Origin of the sequence: Sediminibacillus terrae (genome assembly GCF_009602435.1) — a bacterium.
Classification (GTDB): domain Bacteria; phylum Bacillota; class Bacilli; order Bacillales; family Amphibacillaceae; genus Sediminibacillus; species Sediminibacillus terrae.
Genome location: NZ_VZDQ01000028.1, coordinates 120,447 through 138,832, shown reverse-complemented (window position 1 = coordinate 138,832; position 18,386 = coordinate 120,447). Strand labels below are relative to the sequence as shown.

At 43.2% G+C, this 18,386-nt stretch carries 20 protein-coding genes and 1 riboswitch; of the genes, 14 read left to right on the top strand and 6 right to left on the bottom strand.

Annotated features, from left to right (window positions below; translation table 11 throughout):
* Positions 1-115: 115 nt before the first annotated feature.
* Positions 116-1,051, bottom strand: a complete 936-nt coding sequence (locus F6X55_RS19065; RefSeq protein ID WP_026569514.1) for an NADP-dependent oxidoreductase — start codon at positions 1,049-1,051, stop codon at positions 116-118.
* A 449-nt stretch (positions 1,052-1,500) separates the two neighbouring features.
* Here F6X55_RS19065 and F6X55_RS19060 point away from each other — a divergent pair, with 449 nt between their 5' ends.
* The 6 genes from F6X55_RS19060 to F6X55_RS19035 all read left to right on the top strand — a co-directional run bounded on the left by F6X55_RS19060 (position 1,501) and on the right by F6X55_RS19035 (position 5,570).
* Entirely contained in the window at positions 1,501-2,757 is a 1,257-nt protein-coding gene (locus F6X55_RS19060; RefSeq protein WP_153465328.1) for a coiled-coil domain-containing protein, read from the top strand.
* Positions 2,758-2,968: 211 nt separating this feature from the next.
* Positions 2,969-4,129, top strand: coding sequence for a serine hydrolase (locus F6X55_RS19055; protein WP_037329399.1), 1,161 nt, complete (start codon positions 2,969-2,971; stop codon positions 4,127-4,129).
* Between the two features lie 342 nt (positions 4,130-4,471).
* Positions 4,472-4,735 carry a hypothetical protein gene (locus tag F6X55_RS19050; protein ID WP_026772345.1) on the top strand — a complete coding sequence of 88 codons (264 nt, stop codon included), beginning with the start codon at positions 4,472-4,474 and terminating at the stop codon, positions 4,733-4,735.
* A 24-nt stretch (positions 4,736-4,759) separates the two neighbouring features.
* On the top strand, positions 4,760-5,020 hold the full coding sequence (locus tag F6X55_RS20445; protein WP_081704652.1) for a YozQ family protein: 261 nt from the start codon (positions 4,760-4,762) through the stop codon (positions 5,018-5,020).
* A complete protein-coding gene (locus F6X55_RS19040; RefSeq protein ID WP_026569517.1) occupies positions 5,004-5,258 on the top strand; it encodes an alpha/beta-type small acid-soluble spore protein in 255 nt (84 codons plus the stop codon). Before F6X55_RS20445 ends, F6X55_RS19040 begins: the two co-directional genes overlap by 17 nt.
* A gap of 72 nt (positions 5,259-5,330) precedes the next feature.
* Positions 5,331-5,570 carry a hypothetical protein gene (locus tag F6X55_RS19035; RefSeq protein WP_026569518.1) on the top strand — a complete coding sequence of 80 codons (240 nt, stop codon included), beginning with the start codon at positions 5,331-5,333 and terminating at the stop codon, positions 5,568-5,570.
* Positions 5,571-5,638: 68 nt separating this feature from the next.
* Here F6X55_RS19035 and F6X55_RS19030 read toward each other — a convergent pair whose 3' ends face one another.
* Complete coding sequence (locus F6X55_RS19030) at positions 5,639-6,067, bottom strand: BrxA/BrxB family bacilliredoxin (protein WP_026569519.1); 429 nt, start codon at positions 6,065-6,067, stop codon at positions 5,639-5,641.
* A gap of 12 nt (positions 6,068-6,079) precedes the next feature.
* Positions 6,080-7,225, bottom strand: coding sequence for a conserved virulence factor C family protein (locus F6X55_RS19025; RefSeq protein WP_026772346.1), 1,146 nt, complete (start codon positions 7,223-7,225; stop codon positions 6,080-6,082).
* 256 nt (positions 7,226-7,481) lie between these two features.
* On the opposite strand from F6X55_RS19025, the gene F6X55_RS19020 reads away from it, so the two are divergent.
* The 7 genes from F6X55_RS19020 to F6X55_RS18990 all read left to right on the top strand — a co-directional run bounded on the left by F6X55_RS19020 (position 7,482) and on the right by F6X55_RS18990 (position 15,011).
* Positions 7,482-7,727 carry a glutaredoxin family protein gene (locus F6X55_RS19020; protein WP_026569521.1) on the top strand — a complete coding sequence of 82 codons (246 nt, stop codon included), beginning with the start codon at positions 7,482-7,484 and terminating at the stop codon, positions 7,725-7,727.
* Between the two features lie 316 nt (positions 7,728-8,043).
* The gene (locus F6X55_RS19015; protein WP_153465326.1) at positions 8,044-8,994 is read left to right on the top strand and encodes an ABC transporter permease; all 951 of its coding nucleotides are present in this window, start codon (positions 8,044-8,046) and stop codon (positions 8,992-8,994) included.
* Positions 8,995-9,022: 28 nt separating this feature from the next.
* Positions 9,023-9,937 carry an iron chelate uptake ABC transporter family permease subunit gene (locus F6X55_RS19010; RefSeq protein WP_371069414.1) on the top strand — a complete coding sequence of 305 codons (915 nt, stop codon included), beginning with the start codon at positions 9,023-9,025 and terminating at the stop codon, positions 9,935-9,937.
* Positions 9,931-10,689: an iron ABC transporter ATP-binding protein gene (locus F6X55_RS19005; protein ID WP_153465324.1), complete on the top strand. Its 759-nt coding sequence runs from the start codon at positions 9,931-9,933 to the stop codon at positions 10,687-10,689. The genes F6X55_RS19010 and F6X55_RS19005 overlap by 7 nt, the downstream gene beginning before the upstream one ends.
* A gap of 196 nt (positions 10,690-10,885) precedes the next feature.
* Positions 10,886-11,848 (top strand): siderophore ABC transporter substrate-binding protein, encoded by a 963-nt coding sequence (locus F6X55_RS19000; protein WP_026569525.1) that lies wholly within the window; start codon positions 10,886-10,888, stop codon positions 11,846-11,848.
* Between the two features lie 709 nt (positions 11,849-12,557).
* Positions 12,558-12,643, top strand: a riboswitch (cyclic di-GMP riboswitch).
* An 85-nt stretch (positions 12,644-12,728) separates the two neighbouring features.
* Entirely contained in the window at positions 12,729-13,199 is a 471-nt protein-coding gene (locus tag F6X55_RS18995) for a chemotaxis protein CheX (RefSeq protein ID WP_026569526.1), read from the top strand.
* Between the two features lie 117 nt (positions 13,200-13,316).
* A complete protein-coding gene (locus F6X55_RS18990; RefSeq protein WP_026772351.1) occupies positions 13,317-15,011 on the top strand; it encodes a methyl-accepting chemotaxis protein in 1,695 nt (564 codons plus the stop codon).
* Positions 15,012-15,420: 409 nt separating this feature from the next.
* Here the strand turns inward: F6X55_RS18990 and F6X55_RS18985 are convergent, their stop codons facing one another.
* Positions 15,421-16,056 carry a YczE/YyaS/YitT family protein gene (locus F6X55_RS18985; RefSeq protein WP_153465322.1) on the bottom strand — a complete coding sequence of 212 codons (636 nt, stop codon included), beginning with the start codon at positions 16,054-16,056 and terminating at the stop codon, positions 15,421-15,423.
* 185 nt (positions 16,057-16,241) lie between these two features.
* Between F6X55_RS18985 and F6X55_RS18980 the strand changes: the two genes are divergently transcribed.
* The gene (locus F6X55_RS18980; RefSeq protein ID WP_237648716.1) at positions 16,242-17,405 is read left to right on the top strand and encodes an acyl-CoA dehydrogenase family protein; all 1,164 of its coding nucleotides are present in this window, start codon (positions 16,242-16,244) and stop codon (positions 17,403-17,405) included.
* Positions 17,406-17,600: 195 nt separating this feature from the next.
* On the opposite strand, the gene crcB (F6X55_RS18975) is transcribed toward F6X55_RS18980, so the two are convergent.
* Together crcB (F6X55_RS18975) and crcB (F6X55_RS18970) are read right to left on the bottom strand one after the other, a co-directional pair.
* Positions 17,601-17,969 carry a fluoride efflux transporter CrcB gene (gene crcB / locus F6X55_RS18975; protein WP_026772353.1) on the bottom strand — a complete coding sequence of 123 codons (369 nt, stop codon included), beginning with the start codon at positions 17,967-17,969 and terminating at the stop codon, positions 17,601-17,603.
* Complete coding sequence (crcB, locus tag F6X55_RS18970; protein WP_153465320.1) at positions 17,966-18,343, bottom strand: fluoride efflux transporter CrcB; 378 nt, start codon at positions 18,341-18,343, stop codon at positions 17,966-17,968. The genes crcB (F6X55_RS18975) and crcB (F6X55_RS18970) overlap by 4 nt, the downstream gene beginning before the upstream one ends.
* Between the last annotated feature and the right edge of the window lie 43 nt (positions 18,344-18,386).

Genomic DNA, 18,386 nt, shown 5'->3' with positions numbered 1-18,386 from the left:
ACCGGACGGTATTTCGAAAACTTTGGAAATATCGTCCGGCTTTTATATTGGCTACTGGGCTTTTATGCCAGTCATTTTCAAATCAAACTGTCTTAGAAAGACACTAGTTGCTGCTTTACTTTATTTTTATGACGATTTTTCCCTGGGCATGATGAGTTTCACTCAGTTTATGTGCGTCGCGTACTCCTTGGGTAGTCAGAGGGAAAGTTTTGCCGACGTTTGCCTTCACCTTTCCATCCTCCAGCAGCTTTCCGAGTTCTGCCAGTTGCTCGCCATCAGGGTTGAGCCACAAGGACCCCGATTTGATTTGTTTTCTGTCGGCAATCTCCTTGTCCGGTTCTCCGACAATCGAAACGAGCGTGCCGCCTTCTTTTAAGATTTCAAAGCTTTTTTTCTGTATATCCCCACCTAATGTGTCGACGACGATGTCATATTCCTGCAGTACTTCTGCAAAATCTTCTTCCTGGTAATTGATAAACCGGTCCACGCCTAACTGCTTCAGAAAATCTTCATTCTTTCCGCTGGCTGTGGAAGCGACATAAGCTCCAAAACTTTTGGCGATTTGGATTGCAAAACTTCCAACTCCGCCAGCTCCGGCATGGATCAACACTTTATCGCCTTCTTTTATTTCGGCGAAGTCTATGAGACACTGCCACGCAGTAAGTCCTGCCAGTGGCACGGCAGCGGCTTCTTCAAAGCTTATGTTTTCAGGCATTTTTGCCAGCAATCCTTCGTCAATGGCGGTGTATTCTGCATACGTACCATTCCGGGTAGTGGCTGGTCTGGCAAATACACGATCCCCTGGCTGAAACCGGGATACGTTTGAGCCGGTTTCTTTTACGATTCCAGCGGCATCCCACCCTAAAATTATCGGGAAATCAAACGGCAGCATTTCTTTCAAATAACCTTCTCTCAGCTTCCAATCAATCGGATTGACAGAGGTGGCATGCATTTCGACTAAAACCTGTCCTGCTTCAATTGACGGTTTTTCCATCTCTATTTCATGTAATTGATCCGTGGATCCATATTGATCGATGACGACTGCTTTCATCATTACCCCTTCTTTCCTTCGTTTTCATCAAATATTACTACTTTTCCCGATTAACACTTCTGCCATTCGATAAAAGGTTACATTTATGGGTCTTGACGAACAAAATCCATGAAATCTATTAACTGGATTTTAATCGAGCTTCGAGTCAATGACAGCAAGAATGTAAAATCTCTATTATTTACCCCGTGATAGAAGTGAATAATCGTGGAATACAGCATAACCAATTCGTCAGAGTTACACAATCAAACAGCTTTCGAGGCGATTTTTGTTACTTTTTACCTGTAATTGATACACAATTGTAATATTGAGATAATATTTCTGTCATTTTGTAGTGATATACTACTAATTGCAATCGATAGATTTACGAGAAAAATAGATAACAATAACTACGAGAGAGTTCATACATAAATAGCGATTAAATTGTAAACAAGGTACTTAGGGGGAATAGCATGCTTACGAGAAAGTGGATCGGGATTAACACTGCCGTAATGATTTGTTTTGGAAGCGCGATCGCGGCACCGGCTGTTTCTGCAGAAACGAGCCTGGAAGACGAACAGCAACAAGTGCAAAGCGAACGGTCGGAAGTGCAGGCGGATATCGATGCGAAACAAGCAGAGATTGAAGAAGTACTGGCTGAATTGGAGCAATTAAACGAGCAAATCAAGCGGGTAGAGCAGGCGATCAAAGACAACGAGCAGAAAATCACTGATACAAAAACGGAAATCAAGCAGACCAAAGAGGATATCGAAAAACTCGAAGCGGAAATTGCCGAGCTTCAAGAAACAATGGAAAAACGATTCGACATTTTGAAAGAACGGGCAAAAACGTTACAAAAAAATGGTGGTACGGTCAGTTACATGGAAGTAATTCTAGGTTCGAAAAACTTTGGTGATTTTATTGATCGTGTAACCCTTGTATCGAAAGTGATGGATTCAGATGCCGATCTTCTGGAGCAGCATGAAGCGGATAAGGAAAAATTGGAAACGAAGCGCCAGGACATGGACGACAAGCTGGCTGATTTGAATGACATGAAAACAGAATTGGAAGGCATGCAGGCTCAGATACTTGAGCAAAAAGAACAAAATGATCAATTGAAGGAAGAATTGAAAGAAAAAGAACAAGCCACTCGTGATGAAAAAGCATCCTTACAGGAAAAGGATCAGCAGCTGGCTTCAGAGGAACAGCAAATTAAAGAAGATATCGAAAAACAGGAAACGCAGATTCAGGCAATGAGTATCGAGCAGTCACGCGATAATGCTTCGTCTTCCGGCAAGTCTTCGGCAGCATCCTCTGCCCCTAAGGCAACGGGAGCAAGCGGAAATGTAAGTACGGTTATTTCAGCAGGATATAAGTATATTGGCAATTCGGTATATGTATTTGGTGGAGGAAGAACGGCTTCTGACGTTGCAAACGGTCGATTCGACTGTTCCGGGTTTGTAAGCTGGGCGTTCTCCCAGGCGGGTGTAAGTGTTCCGGCAAGCACCGGAGCTTTGACAGGCGCTGGAAGCAAAGTATCTACCGGCAATATGAAACCTGGTGACTTAGTCTTCTTTGATACTTACAAAAAAGACGGACATGTCGGTATTTATATCGGCGGCGGCAACTTCATCGGTTCCCAAAGCTCTACAGGGGTTGCTGTAGCAAACATGACCAGCGGTTACTGGAAAAATCACTTTAAAGGCCATGTTGTCCGGGTAATGAACTGAACGGGTGTATGAAAAAGTTAACATAGAGGACTTTCCGTTATGGAGAGTTCTCTTTTTATTGCAGGCCATGTGACTAACAGCCAATGATTAGAAGCATACTGTCAAATGTTGTCGCCGGACATCAGGAGGAATGCTTCCAATCCGCCGAGCAGTGGTGTTGATAAAAGACCCACTTATGAATGACTTAATGTTTAACTAGCGGGGTGCTATTGTGAAAAAACTTCTTTCTTCTTTTTTATTATTGATTATCTTTACCCAACATATACTGCCATCAAACGTCGATGCAGCTGATTTAAATGAAAAATTGTTGAGTGAATCCGCTATATTGATCGATGCGGATTCTGGACAGGTTTTATATGAAAAAAACGCAGAGAAATCAATGTATCCCGCTAGTTTGACCAAAGTGGCAACCGCCATTTATGCAATTGAAACGGCCGATTTAGATGAAGTGGTGACTGTTAGTGCCAATGCGCGGTCAGTTGAAGGAACGAGAGTATATCTGGAAGAAGGCGAGCAAGTATCGTTGAAAAAATTGATCCAGGGAATGCTCATCAATTCCGGCAATGATGCCGGCGTCGCGATTGCCGAACATCTGGGAGGAAGCTCTGCACAATTCGCGGATGATTTAAACAGCTATTTAAAGGCGGTCATCGGTGTTCGCGATACCCATTTCACCAATGCCCATGGTTTGTTCAATGAAAATCACACTACAACGGCCTCAGACCTGGCAAAAATAACTCAATACGCCATGAAAAATCCTACTTTCAAAGAAATATTTGGAACTAAAGAATTGAAGTGGGAGGGAGAAGCCTGGTCGACCACACTTTATCATCACCACAAAATGATGCGGGAGAATCCTTATGAAGGGATCACTGGCGGTAAAACCGGATATGTCGATCAGTCGGGACATACCTTGATCACGACAGCCGAGCGAGGTGACCAACGGTTGATTGCGGTAACGTTGAAAGCAGCGACACAAGATTGGGCTTACCAGGATGCTGAAGCTCTGCTTGATTATGGTTTTGGTTCATTCGAAACGGTCACCGTACCAAAAGGGACAGAGTTTGTTAGTGACAACGGTTCTGCGTACAGTACCGACCATGCGATTGTATACACCAAAATGAAGGGACAGGATGCAGAACTCTCGGTGGATGATCAAGGAAACTTGGCTATTGAACAGGAGAACCAATCATTGGACATTTCTTTTGAACTGAAAGGGGATAAAGATAAACAAGAAGCTGAAAAAAGCAAGAAAGCAGCAGCTGATCAACCCGATAAACAGTCCGGTTTTACTTCTCTGTGGATAATTGCAGGACTGGCAGGAATTGCAGTGGTGTTTTTCCGGAAATGGATCAAACGTGTGGTCATGTAGGAACGTCATTAGGATAAGACAGGTCTTGGATTTTACCTTTGCAGTACAGCGGAGGACCTTCAAATTTACTTGACTATAATAAAGCTCTCTGACCCTTTTCTTTTGAATGATGGGTTGTCCATTTAAAGAAGCTTAATTTATATCGAACTAAAAAGAAACCGAACGATTTCGAAGTGTATGCATCGAATCATCGTTCGGTTTTTGTACTTCCATGCATTGATGATTTTGACCAAAGCACAGGAGTGTCTTGTTTCAGGCAGTCGTTTTCTTGAACCAGTTAGCATGATTCTGTTGAATATGCCGCATACTAACAGAAGAAAACGAAAGAAAAGGAGTAATCCAGTGAACAACTTTGACGGCGTTTTATTCAGCGGTGAATTTTCTGATGATGATGAACTGTTTTATTTGCGGCGGGTGAAAAATCTGCAAACACAGTCCATCCTTTCCAATCGGCAATTGGAGCAGCTGTATCATTATTTGTCCAGACAAAATGACAGGCAGGAGAGCTGTACGATTACGGTGAATGATCAAATTCCCGTTCTTTTGACCCCGCAAGAAGCAGAGCAATTGTTGACAGAGCTGGACGAAATAATCACCCACTTGTAAAAAAGAATAGTAGGAGGAATTAGGATGACAAATAAACGGAAATCCATGAAAAATGATGCTGAAAAGGTAGCGGAAAAAATGTATGATCCTGCTGACTATCAGAAAGATGAACAGTTATCGAAAGGAATGGCTGTAACACATGAACAAGTTTCCGACGATTATACAGAGGGCACAATTGATGGAGCCATTGATGCAGTAGATGACAATGGCAATTTAATCAACCATCATGGGGAGAAGATGACAAATGACAGAAGGAGGGGTGAAAATGGTGGCAAGAAGGAATAAAATTCTTGTTCCGGAAGCTAGAGAAGGATTGGACAGGCTTAAGGCAAAAGTCTCCAACACGCAGGATCCGGATAAGGCAAAGTACGAAACAGCCGAAGAACAAGGCATTGATTTGAAACAAGGATACAACGGAAACATCAAGGCAAAAGATGCCGGGAAAATCGGTGGCAAGATCGGTGGCAATATGGTTAAAGAAATGATCGAAATGGCAGAAGAACAATTGAAAAACAAGCAATAAGCAGCTGTCTGGTTCTGGGTTTATCTCCTTTCCTTTGTGGTTATCGAATAGTAAGGAAAGGTGGGTGAGAGGATGACGAGACATAAGTTAAACGATCTTAGAGTGGGCGAAAATTACTCGGCCTCCGAGTTGGACAGCTTTGTTTCTTCAAGCGATGTAGTGATTATCTCATCAAACGACTCCCAGCTTTTTTCTGATCCAGAAAGAGAGTATAAAGTTGTCCACCAATTTAACGGTTTCTTTGAGCATTCTTCCGAAAATGGAGAAAAATATTTCAGGGACAAACCTGCGTTTTTAGTAGAAAAAGTATAGAGTGCCAGGCCGGGATTAAAAAAGCGGCAGCTCCTGTTTACTTATACAGGGTCTGCCGCTTGCTTTTGTTAACAGTGTTTGTTGTATGCCTGAGAAAGGTTTGCTGCGATATCTTCCACTTCATGATCTTCAATCTCTTCACGTGGAATAAAGTGAAGGACTTTTCCATCTTTCATAACGGCCATTGAAGGGGAGGAGGGTTCGATCCCCACAAAATATTCGCGCATCCTTGCCGTTGCTTCCCGGTCTTGTCCTGCGAACACAGTCACGAGGTTATCTGGCTTTTTATCATTGTTCAAGGATTCTCTTACCGCCGGTCTTGCAAGCCCGGCCGCACATCCACAGACCGAATTGACTACGACTAGTGAAGTGCCTTGAGTTGAATGGATAAATTCATCGACTGCTTCAGAAGATGTCAATTCCTCGAAACCAGCTTCTGTCAGCTCTGATCTCATCGGCTGAGATATTTCTTTCATATATTGTTCATATGCATTCATTTTGCTTCCTCCTTAACTTTCACTTTTGGTTGCTTCGGTCATCTGACTCCATACTGAACCTTTTGCTTCTTCCCCGCCTTTGATTCGTTCAAGGGCAAGGTTCACTTGCATCCTCACTTCGAATTCCGGATCATCGCTGGCTGCCTCCAAAGCAGGAATCGCACGTTCATCTCCTACCTCGTATAAAAACATGGCGGCACGCCAACGTACGAGCCGATTCTTGTCTTTCAGCGATTCAGTCATTTGTGGCATTGCCTGTTTGAATCCGAGATCTGAGATACAATCGCCTGCCGTGCGGCGGACAGTAACCACTTTATCGTGGAGGGCTTTGTATAAAAAAGGCAGCACGGCAGGATCTTCTATCATACCTAAGTATGCAGTGGCCAAACGACGGATAGAGGCTTTATCATCCTGTAATGCTTTATCCAAAAAAGGAAGGTCTTCTTCATCCGGCTCGCCCAGTCTGTCCAATGCCGCATAACGTTTTTTCCAGTCAGGATCGTCCAGCACTGCCGGGTTTGGACGTTCTTTTGCAGATTCTGTTGATTTCTGCTCTGTTCCATCCTCAAAGGCTAGGTTTACCAGTTTTTTTAACCGCTCCTCATCATAACTGGCCGTTATTTCATCCACGACAGTTTCTCCGATTTCCTCCAATGTACCATAACGGGGACTTTGCTCTATCCATTTCCGTTCCATCACCATGTTTGCTGATGCGGTGGACGCTTCCATTGCGGCATCCAGGAATCGTTGGGGCAGGCCGAATCGCTGTTCTCGATCACCGTCCTCCAATTTCACCTGCATTGGCAACCCACGGAACTTTTGGATATATACTTTCACTTCGCCAAAAGCGTCATCAGGCGTTTGGATGGCTTCTATCTTACCGGCTGATCCTGTCAGCTCTTCCCCGAAAATTTGTCTCGCCGCCGGCAGTATTGTTTCCCATGCATGCTTTGGATGGCGTTCCAACGCAAGGAAATCAGCGACCCGATAAATGCCCTTAACGCCTTCTATGTCAAATAGCGCTTGAATATAATCAGGAGCAGAACGTAAGTCGTCTCCTTGTTTATAGTTATGGTTTTGTCCTGCGGGTAATTCCTCGTCTACATTGATTTTCATCGAATGCGGGCTGGGAGTGGGCTCTATTGATATTATTTTCACTTATATCCCCCTTTCAAGCCTTCTTGACTGAAATTTTACCAGACTTTGCGGCGATAATCCATCATCCTGATAGCGACAGGGACACATGAATCTCATTGACAGGAATAAAAAGCCGGCTTGAATAATCAGTTCTGAAAACAATGGCCATATTTTTACTTTTGAAAAGTTGCCTGCTGAGTGGAGGAAAAGCTTCCTTTCTTTAAAACATCTTCGGTTTTGGTTATAGTAATAATCAAAGAAAAGGAGGAATAAGAAAATGGCGAAACAAGTGATTCTTTACAGCCAGGAGACCTGCAGTCCTTGCCATGCTGAAAAGGAGTGGCTGAAAGACAACGGAGTCTCGTTTGAAGACCGCGATATTCGCAGTGATTCTCAATACATGAACGAAGTGATGGCCTTGGGGGCCAGTGCAACTCCGGTGACAGTGATCAAAGAAGCTGATGAGCAGGAAGTTGTCATGGGATTTGACAAAGAACGGCTGTCCGTTTTGCTCGGAATCTAAAAGATGTAAAAGTTATCCGGCTGCATACATTGCAGACCGGATTTTTTGCCTTGAAGAAGCTTAAACGACGGTTCAAGTTGCCAGCTGTTGTGTCGATTGGTTGTTAAGAAACGGTTTACCTTAGTTGGATGGGTAGATTCACTTATTCCGAGGAACGAAGAAGCCTTCCTTTTCCACAAAAATTTTGATAATTTTCGCTGGTGCGTTGACAGATGAAAATTACATGATAATATAAGGGTAGCTAATTGATAATGAATCTCATTATTAATTAGTCCTGGAATTACATAAGAGCAGACGGAAAGTGAAGGATTTTGTTATGAAGTTACGTTATTTGACACTAGCACTGATTGTACTATCGCTCATCTCGTTGTTTACCGGAGTGACAAGCCTGTCGCCTTCCGATATATTCAACCTTACAGAGGATCAGCTGGAGATATTGTGGTTGAGCAGGGTACCAAGGCTGATCAGTATTCTGATCGCCGGAATGGGAATGAGCATATGCGGTCTGATCATGCAGCAACTGAGCAGAAATAAATTTGTTTCCCCCACTACGGCCGGGACAATCGATTCGGCCAGATTCGGTATCCTGATTTCGCTGCTGATGTTCTCGTCTGCCGGCCCTTTGCAAAAAATGCTGGTCGCCTTTTTCTTTGCTTTGCTGGGTACTTTTATTTTCATGAAAATACTCGATAAAGTGAAGTTCAAAGATGCCATCTTCATTCCGCTCGTCGGATTGATGTTTGGGAATATTGTCAGTTCCATCACCACTTTTTTTGCATATAAAGAAGATTTGATCCAAAACATGTCATCCTGGCTCCAGGGCAATTTCGCTTTGATATTACAGGGGCGATACGAATTATTGTATATAAGCATTCCTTTGCTGGCGGTAGCGTATTTGTACGCCAACCGTTTTACGATAGCCGGCATGGGAGAGGAATTTTCAACCAATCTTGGTTTGAACCATAAACAAGTAGTCAATATTGGTTTGGTTATTGTGGCGCTGGTCACCACGGTTGTTGTTTTGACGGTCGGCATGATTCCTTTCCTGGGATTGATCATCCCGAACATCGTTACCATCTATCAGGGGGACCACTTGAAAAAAAGCCTTACTCATACTGCTTTGCTAGGTGCCGTATTTGTACTTGCTTGTGATATCATCGGCAGGGTGATCATTTACCCTTATGAAATTGCCATTGGAGTCACCGTCGGCGTCATCGGTAGCGGAATTTTTCTATACCTGGTATTGAGGAGAAAAGCGTATGAGTAATCGAACGAAACTGATCATACTTACAGTTATGTCTGCTGTCCTGGTGATTGTTTTTCTGTTTGGCAGTGCTGGCAGCAACTGGGACTACATACTGCCGAGAAGGACGACGAAAATTTTGGCTATCGCACTTACCGGCGGAGTTATCGCATTTTCGACTGTTATATTTCAAACCATCACCAACAACCGGATTCTGACTCCGAGCATCATCGGATTGGATTCACTATACTTATTGATTCAAACATTTATCATTTTTGTATTCGGATCGAACAGTGTGATGGTACTGAACAAAAATTTCAATTTCATTCTTTCGGTCGGCATGATGGTGTTGTTTGCCGGAGTGCTTTATAAGCTCCTCTTTAAGCAGAGTGGCAAAAATATTTACTTTCTCCTTCTGGTCGGATTGATTTTCGGTACATTTTTTGAAAGTTTGTCGACTTTCATGCAGGTGTTGATTGATCCGAACGAGTTCATGATTGTCCAGAATAAAATGTTCGCAAGTTTCAACAATGTCAATACCGATTTACTTGCTATTTCTTTTGTGCTGGTACTGTTGATTGTGATTTACTTTTGGCGTTTTTCCAAATACTTGGATGTGATGGCGCTTGGAAAGGAACAGGCGATCAATTTAGGGGTGGATTACGATTATGTGGTCAAACGGATGCTGGTCATCATTGCGGTCTTAGTGTCTATATCCACGGCGTTGGTCGGCCCGATAACCTTCCTTGGGTTACTTGTGGCCAATGTCGCTCACGAATTTTTGAAAACGTACCGTCATCGTTACTTGATTGTCGGGTCGATATTGATCAGTGTTGTCGCCTTGGTCGGGGGCCAACTGATTGTTGAGCGTGTGTTCACTTTTTCTACGACTTTGAGTGTAATCGTCAATTTTGTCGGTGGGGTTTACTTTATCTATCTTTTATTAAAGGAGAGTAAAGCATGGTAGTTGTAAAAGAAGTTTCCAAGCAATATGGAACGAAAAATGTAGTGGATAATGTGTCGATGAACATCCCCCGGGGGAAAATAACATCTTTTATTGGTCCAAACGGGGCAGGCAAAAGCACCCTGTTGTCCATGGTCAGCCGGTTAATTGCGAAAGACCATGGAGAAATTTTGATAGATGGCCAGGAAGTGAGTGAAAGCAAAAACAAAGAGCTGGCCAAAAAAATATCGATTCTCCGGCAGTCCAACCATATAAATATCCGGCTTACCGTGAAAGAACTGGTCAGCTTTGGTCGTTTTCCATATTCACAGGGAAAATTAAGCATAGAAGACAAGCGGTTTGTCGATGAAGCAATCGCTTATATGGAGTTACAGGAAATCCAGGATAAGTTTCTCGACCAACTAAGCGGAGGACAGCAGCAACGGGCATATATCGCCATGGTAATCGCCCAGGATACGGAATATATTTTGCTGGACGAACCATTGAACAATCTCGATATGAAACATTCCGTGCAAATTATGAAAGTCTTGCGGAGGCTGGTGAATGACCTTGGCAAAACAGTCATTCTTGTCATTCATGATGTTAACTTCGCTTCTGTATATTCTGATTATATTGTTGCATTAAAAGATGGGAAAATTGTGAACAAGGGGCCGACAAACGAGATTATCGACAAGGCGGTCTTAAAAGAAGTTTATGATATGGATATTGATATCCAGGATATCGATCAATGCAAGATTTGTTTGTACTTTTCTTAATGATGTGTATCAAATGACAGGAAGGCATGCCGATTTTCCGTAAACCTGATCGACGCTTTCCCGAAGGACAGTCTGACAGTGGGCCCAATTAATAACTGTTCAATGATTGTTTTTAAGGGAAGAAGGAAGACAGGCCGAGGAAGAAAAGTGAGCTTTATTCTGTCAATTAAAAAAATTTATTTAGAGGTGAAAGGTTATGACAAAAAGATTAGCAATGCTAATTTCCATTCTTATACTGGCTTTGTTCACAGCTGCATGCGGCAGTCAGGACTCTTCTGGCGATGACGCTGCAGCGGCATCCGAAAGTGGAGAAAAGGAACAAAAGACCGTTACGGTCGAGCATGAGTTAGGGAAGACCGAGGTACCTGTCAATCCAGAAAAAGTGGTAGTCTTCGATTTTGGTACACTTGATACGCTGAATAAACTCGGCGTCGATGTAACTGCCGTACCAAAAGAAAATCTTCCGTCTTACTTATCCGATTATGATAGTGAAGAGTATGAAAATGCCGGAACATTATTTGAACCGGATTTTGAGAAATTAAGCGAAATCGACCCTGATTTAATCATCATCTCCGGTCGTACTTCCGAAGCATATGATGATTTAAACGAGCTTGCTCCTACAATCCATCTTGGTGTAGACACGACCAGATATATGGATTCCTTTAAAGAAAATGCAACAGTGCTGGGAGAAATTTTCGGGAAAGAGTCTGAAGTGGAAGAAGAACTGGCTACAATCGATGGACAAATTTCCGACTTGAATGAAAAAGCTTCTGCTAGCGGAAAAAACAGTCTGGTGATCCTTACCAACGATGGCAGTATCAATGCTTATGGTCCTGGCTCACGCTTTGGCGTGATTCATGATGTGTTTGGTTTTACACCTGTTGATGAAAACATCGAAGCATCGACTCATGGACAAAATGTTTCTTTCGAGTACTTAGCAGAAAAGGATCCCGATTATTTATTTGTCGTGGATAGGAATAAAGTGGTAGGCGGAGAATCATCTGCCAAAAAAACTTTGGAAAATAAATTGGTGCAAGACACCAAAGCATATAAAGAAGACAATATTGTTTATCTGAATCCAGATTACTGGTACCTATCCGGCGGAGGATTGATTTCCGTGTCGGAAATGGTAAACGAAGTTGCAAGCAGTATCGAATAATTTAAAAAGAGCGTGACAAAAGCATAGTGACCTGTATAAAAACCGGACGATTTTCCAATTCGTTCGGTTTTTAATCTTCTCTTTTGATAAGGGTGCCACACTCCACTCCGGCAAAGTACTTCGCATTCCGCGGGCACGGCTTCAGCTAATTTGGCAAAGAAACCCGCTTGCCAAGTGGATTTTCATCACGACTGGAGTCTGCGCACCTTGCCTCCGTTGGAAGGAGAGACTTTCTCTACTGGCAGGATTACCGTTTTGCCTATTGCCGTCCGGGATAGAAAGTTAAGACGTATGGAACCAGGAGTTCTTCTTTTATCAAAGAACAAAGGCCACCTTTCTGCTGGTTCTTCGTCACTGTTTAGATACCTTTCAGCCAATAGAAAAATTCGTTTAATCCATCTTGTCTCGGTAACATAAAATCAGAAACGCGAAAATGTAGCGAAGGCAAGATACAGAGACTCCGATGGAACAGCACGAGCTGAAAATCCCGCAGGAAAGCGGTTGGTGCTTTCTGTGAAAGTGAAGCCGTGCTCGTGGAACACATATATGCTGAGACTCAATCTACAATTTTTTCAGGATAATGCAATTACCACTAGGATGGAAAGGATACAATTTATTTACTATTTACACAAAAATATGTTGAATTGTGTCGAAAATATATTATAATGAATGCAAACCAACTAAATCTTTATACTTAGTCAAAAAGAACTAACGAAAAGGGCAAACTCTTTGAAAAAAGGGGACGCAAAGCTTAGGGTCTAAAGCCGTCAAGGTCAAGATCGCCTGGCTGCCGATATCTTTTCTATTAGTCTATGGCTATTCAGAGAACCAGAATAGCCACTTTTAATGACTATATTTGTTAGAATATTCAGATAAAGGAGTGGTTATCATCGTAACAAGTGAAAAGAATCGAGTTGTAAAAGAATTGTACAATGAAACGCTAAAGTCAATTCAAGCCGTCATTCCTTTAGAAGCAGAGATCGGCAAAGCGAAAGTACTACAAGAATCCTTGACGATTCCTTTCGGTGTATTAATCGAGGTGACGGGAGATGTGCAGGGGACATTGGTGTTGAAGGCAAACGACGGGTTATTTGGATCGATTGGTGAAGCAATGTTCGGCATGCCCCTTGAAGGAGAGATGCTCCATTCTTTCTCTGGGGAACTCGGCAATATGATTGCCGGCAGCATGTCTACCGGTATTTATGAAAAAGGGTTGGAAACAGATATTACTTCCCCCTTGGTCACATCGGATGGGGACAAGGTTCTTGAAAATTTCCAACAGGCAATACAAGTCGAGTTGACCTATGAAACCATCGGCAAGATGGAAATTGCTTTGTTGATTCATACATAAACAGACAAGATGTCATGCAGGTAAAAAACGGAAAGGAATGATGCGCCGGAAGAAAACCAAACATTGCCGTGACTGTAAAACAGCTTTTGGACCAACTCAAAGGAAGAAGGTGCTGCAATGAAATTATTTCAATTCAAGCGTCTAAGAACAAAGATTTTGGCGGGTTTCTCCATAGTTATTTTATTGGTAGTCGGATTCGGACTTTATAATTTTTTATCACAGGGAAAAGTAAACCAAGATACAGAATCGATTGTTACGGAACAGCTTCCATTACTTATCGCCGATGAGCGGGCTGCATTTAATATAGCAGAAATGATCGCTTTGACAAGAGGTTATGTCATTTATGGAGATCCGGAATACCTGGAGCAGTTTGATCGATATGCTGAAGAGTTAGATCAAATGGAAAAAACGATATTGTCGTTAAGTGATAATGAGCAAGTAAAACAATTGGTGGAAAAAGGGGACGAATGGGAAACGACAGTCCGGGAACAAGTATTTGCCGTCTATAAGAACGGCAATGAAGACCAGGCGATATCTAATCTCTCCTTGCAAGTCAAACCGTTGGCCAGGGAGTTGATGAACGGTTTCAATGAGATGGCTGAACATAGGGAATCGGAAATCAAAACAGTTGGAGACAGTCTGGTTTCTTCGGGGAAAACAACACAAATCACCAGTGTAGCCATTTCCATCCTGGTTGCTGTACTTGGTATTTTAATAGCCATAATGACTGCCCGTATGATAACGAATCCTGTTTCCAGGGTGATGAAACGGATGAAACTGGTAGCGGAAGGCGATTTAAGCCATGAACCTCTGAAGGTACATTCCCGGGATGAAGTCGGTCAGCTGGTTACTGCAGTCAACCAAATGAACGACAACATGCGGGAATTGGTGACGGAAATCAGTTCGGTTTCAACGACTGTATCTGGTCAAAGCGAGGAATTGAGTCAATCGGCAAATGAAGTAAAAGAAGGAAGTAACCAAGTGGCAGTCACGATGGAAGAGCTCTCTTCGGGCTCGGAATCGCAGGCTAACACCACGACAGATTTGGCTGCATCGATGGCCGGTTTCACGGATAAAATTAAAGAAGCGCATGAAAACGGGAATACAATTCATGATAAATCCGAAAGCGTCCTGAAGCTGACGGAGGAAGGCAGCCAGATGATGCATTCTTCCATTGCACAAATGAGCCAGATTGATGCCATCGTCAAAAATGCCGTGGAAAAAGTAAAAGGATTGGACAAACAGTCAAAAGAAATATCAAAATTGGTTGGAGTCATAAAAGATATAGCCGAGCAAACCAATTTGCTTGCACTAAATGCCGCAATCGAGGCAGCGCGGGCGGGTGAGCAAGGAAAAGGTTTCGCAGTAGTGGCCGATGAAGTCAGAAAACTTGCCGAACAGGTATCTTCTTCCGTAACAGATATCACGGGGATTGTAACAAGCATACAAGCAGAATCAGGTTCTGTTGCCGAAGCCCTTCAGGGCGGTTATGAAGAAGTGGAAAACGGGACAGCTCAAATCAAAACAACCGGCCAAACCTTTGACGGTATCAATCATTCCATCAATGAAATGGTCGAGAGTGTCACGGTCATAACCGGCAACTTGACCAGCATCGTAGAAACAAGTGGACAAATGAGCCAATCTATTGAAGATATTGCCGCTGTTTCAGAAGAATCGGCAGCAGGCATCGAGGAAACTTCTGCTTCCATCCAGCAAACAAGCAGTTCGATGGAAGAAATCGCAGACAGGTCCACAGAACTTTCCCGGCTTGCTGACAATTTGAACGGATTGATTGGACGTTTTAAAGTATGATGCAAAGAGCCATTGTTTTTGGTGGAGTTGTATTCTCCATGCACTCGGTGGAATTCCGGAGAGCATTAATTTAAGGAAGCTCACCAGCAGTCCTCGGAAAGCGAAGGTATTTCCGGCAGTGGCGCGCACCAATTCCAATGTAATGCAGGGGGTTGGTAAAACTGTTTTAGCTATATCGCAGTTTCTTTTCATCGCGACTTTTCGCAAGCAGTAAAGAAGGCGGCGATAGAAGCCTTTTTAAAAAGAGAAGTGTTACACGGAGAGAAGAATCTTCATGTCCTCTTTTTTCGCTATGAAAAAGTATTGGAATACAAAACAAGCGTAGTCCATAGTCATTCAAATGACAAAGGGTCTGCGCTTGTTTATTTAGCAAAAATTTTGTCTGCTTCCTTCTCTAAGGGCTTCTGCTTCAACTATGGGCGGCATTCGGTTTGCCCATGCTTGCTTTTTGTTTCAATGTTTTAACATAGGGAAGCAAAAAGCTGATTAAAACACCGCTGAACAACGCATTGATCAAGGTGCCTGGACCGATTGCACCGCTGCATAGAAATGCTAAAAGAACGAGGATGACACTTATCAAAGCTCTTGAATAGGTAACACTCCATCCGGTAATCTCCGTAATCACCATCATGGAGCGATCCATCGGATTCGGGGCAATTTTTGATTGAAGATAGGTCGCCACTCCAGCAGCCGTGAATAACAATCCTGCTGTGAAACAAACCGATTGTCCGAACAAGGTTTCTGGCTCTATCCGGCCATTCAATAGATATACCCAGCCATCAATACCAGCTCCGGTAATAAAGGAAGTAATCATGGCGCTGAATTCAGGGAGGCTCTTTTTTGCCAAGGCGTTTCCTGCAATCATGGCAAAACCCACGACAACTTCCCAAGAGCCGATTGTCAGGCCGAAGGTACGATAGAGTCCGACAAGCAAGGCATCGAATGGAGATGTTCCTAGGTGCGATTGAATAGTTAGTCCTATCCCTAAGGTGAGAATGAGCAGCCCTGCCAAATAAAAAGGACTTTCTTGTTTAAGTGTCTGCATGGTTGGTCTTCCTTCCTATTCCGGTTATCCTAGTTCACTATAACAAAGTGAAAGGTATGCGGAAAGCTAAAGGTTGGTAATGAAAATAAATACAAGTAAGCCAAGTTGAAAACTTGTATTTTTTGACCCCCCTTTTGTAAAATGGAAGCAGACCGTAAGTATACGAAGGACAGGAGTGATAAAGGGTGTCTTACTTCTTGGACTCATTCGTCCAAAACAACCGCCAGCAGGAAATGCTGGAAACAGCAGAAAGCTTGGCGGCAAAATTTAAACAAAGAACGGAAGAAACAGAACAAAGTGCTGAATTTTCAAAGGATAATCTGGAAGATTTAAAACAAACGGGATATGTCACGTTGCCACTTCCAGAGAAATTTGGCGGAAAACACATCAATTTGAGCGAATTGCTGATGATGCAGGAAAGACTTGCGGAAGGAGACGGTTCTGCAGCGTTGTCAATTGGCTGGCACATGGGAGTTGTGATGGAACTCAGTGAACAACAGCTATGGAGCCAAGATCAATTTGAAGCTTTCGCACGGGAAATCGGTGAGAAAAAACTGGTTGTCAATCGGGCTGCATCCGAGCCGGCTACAGGCAGTCCGACTCGCGGCGGCATACCAGAAACAAAAGCAGTCAGACAAGGGGAGCACTATATCGTCAACGGCAGAAAAACGTTTACAACGATGGCCAGCGTACTTGACTACTATCTTGTTACTGCTTATATAGAAGAAAAAGAAGCAATCGGTTCTTTTTTAATTCCGCGGAACACCCGTGGCCTCGAGGTGGAACATACTTGGGATACCATGGCAATGCGCGGAACCGGCAGTGATGATTTGGTATTGCAAAATGTAAAATTGCCCCAACAGGCTTTAGTTGAATTGAATCAAGGTAAATCATCAAAACCAAAAGGCTGGCTGCTGCACATCCCGGCATGTTATTTGGGAATTGCAGTCGCTGCCCGCAATGATGCTGTCACCTTCGCTAAAAATTATCAACCGAACAGCCTGAAAACTACTATTTCAGAAGTCCCGCACATCAAGCAAAAAATCGGTGAGATGGATTTGAAGTTAGTGCAGGCACATTATTTCATGTACGGTGTCGCACGCAAATGGGATGAATATCCCGAATCGAGAGAGCAACTTGGAACAGAGCTTGCTGCAGTGAAGACATCCGTTACCAATGCGGCAAATGAAGTGGTCGATTTGGCACTCCGTATTGCCGGAGGTAGAGGGTTGTCTAAGCAGTACAAATTTGAACAATATTATCGTAATGTGAGAGCAGGTCTTCATAACCCGCCAATGGATGATATGGTTATTCAAATGCTTGCCGGAAAAGCGTTGAAGTCTGTTTGATAATGCTGTTGGCAGGATAAGAAAGCACCTGGGCTGAACTTTCTCTCAACTTGATTTGATGCGTGTTTCGCATCTTTCCGGAGTGGAAACGTGAAGGGTAGAACTGTTCACTTCTTGCTAATCAAAAAACCGAACGACTGGGATAATCGTTCGGTTTATATGTTTTTATCACGATGCTTGACCCGGCTTCTTTGATTAATGGAAGAGCGAACCGAGCTGATAACCGATAAAAGCAAGAGCGATTCCGCCTGCATAAGTGAAAATAGTATAGAAAATAAATGCTCTTTTTTGCTTTCTCAGATGGAGTTGGACTGCTTCCAGTTTGAAAGTGGAAAAAGTAGTGAAGGCACCGCAAAAACCAGTTCCAGCCAGAAGCAACATATATTCACTTACATGGAGGCCGTTCAATAATCCGAGCAAAAAAGATCCTATGACATTTACAAATACTGTCGCAACCGGAATGGTAAATCGAACATGGTGTTTCAGCTGTTGACTGATTGCAAAGCGGGCGATTGCACCAATAAACCCGCCGATTGCCACCAGAATAAATAGTAATCCGTTCATTCAGATTCACTCCTCACTACCGCCCGGTACCCCAGCTTGCTCATTGCAAGGCCGCCGAATATACTGATCAAGACATAAAATACGGCGAGCAGCTGCCTTTCATCCTGAAATAAATTGATTGTTTCCACACTCAATGTCGAAAACGTGGTAAAAGAACCGACAAACCCTGTTCCAATTGCTGTTTTCATTGCGGGAGATAGCTTCACAGCATGGAAAATGGACGCTGTCAGCCATGCCAGCAGAAAACTCCCCGCCAAATTGATGATTAAAGTAGAAACAGGAAATACTGCATCGGCTTGGTAAAATGCCAGTCCGACTCCATATCGCAACATGGCACCAAGCGACCCGGCTATTCCTACATAAAAATAAATCATACAAAACCTCCAATATTTTCCAATGCAAAAATGACTCCTGCCA

What these genes read in the sequence shown, in the direction of transcription:
- F6X55_RS19015 (WP_153465326.1), top strand. Translation starts at nt 8,044, where the DNA reads ATGAAGTTACGTTATTTGACACTAGCACTGATTGTACTATCGCTCATC.
- F6X55_RS18990 (WP_026772351.1), top strand. Translation starts at nt 13,317, where the DNA reads ATGAAATTATTTCAATTCAAGCGTCTAAGAACAAAGATTTTGGCGGGT.
- F6X55_RS19060 (WP_153465328.1), top strand. Translation starts at nt 1,501, where the DNA reads ATGCTTACGAGAAAGTGGATCGGGATTAACACTGCCGTAATGATTTGT.
- F6X55_RS20445 (WP_081704652.1), top strand. Translation starts at nt 4,760, where the DNA reads ATGACAAATAAACGGAAATCCATGAAAAATGATGCTGAAAAGGTAGCG.
- F6X55_RS19000 (WP_026569525.1), top strand. Translation starts at nt 10,886, where the DNA reads ATGACAAAAAGATTAGCAATGCTAATTTCCATTCTTATACTGGCTTTG.
- F6X55_RS19005 (WP_153465324.1), top strand. Translation starts at nt 9,931, where the DNA reads ATGGTAGTTGTAAAAGAAGTTTCCAAGCAATATGGAACGAAAAATGTA.
- F6X55_RS19020 (WP_026569521.1), top strand. Translation starts at nt 7,482, where the DNA reads ATGGCGAAACAAGTGATTCTTTACAGCCAGGAGACCTGCAGTCCTTGC.
- F6X55_RS18985 (WP_153465322.1), bottom strand. Translation starts at nt 16,056, where the DNA reads ATGCAGACACTTAAACAAGAAAGTCCTTTTTATTTGGCAGGGCTGCTC.
- F6X55_RS19035 (WP_026569518.1), top strand. Translation starts at nt 5,331, where the DNA reads ATGACGAGACATAAGTTAAACGATCTTAGAGTGGGCGAAAATTACTCG.
- F6X55_RS19030 (WP_026569519.1), bottom strand. Translation starts at nt 6,067, where the DNA reads ATGAATGCATATGAACAATATATGAAAGAAATATCTCAGCCGATGAGA.
- F6X55_RS19065 (WP_026569514.1), bottom strand. Translation starts at nt 1,051, where the DNA reads ATGAAAGCAGTCGTCATCGATCAATATGGATCCACGGATCAATTACAT.
- crcB (WP_153465320.1), bottom strand. Translation starts at nt 18,343, where the DNA reads ATGATTTATTTTTATGTAGGAATAGCCGGGTCGCTTGGTGCCATGTTG.
- crcB (WP_026772353.1), bottom strand. Translation starts at nt 17,969, where the DNA reads ATGAACGGATTACTATTTATTCTGGTGGCAATCGGCGGGTTTATTGGT.
- F6X55_RS19010 (WP_371069414.1), top strand. Translation starts at nt 9,023, where the DNA reads ATGTCTGCTGTCCTGGTGATTGTTTTTCTGTTTGGCAGTGCTGGCAGC.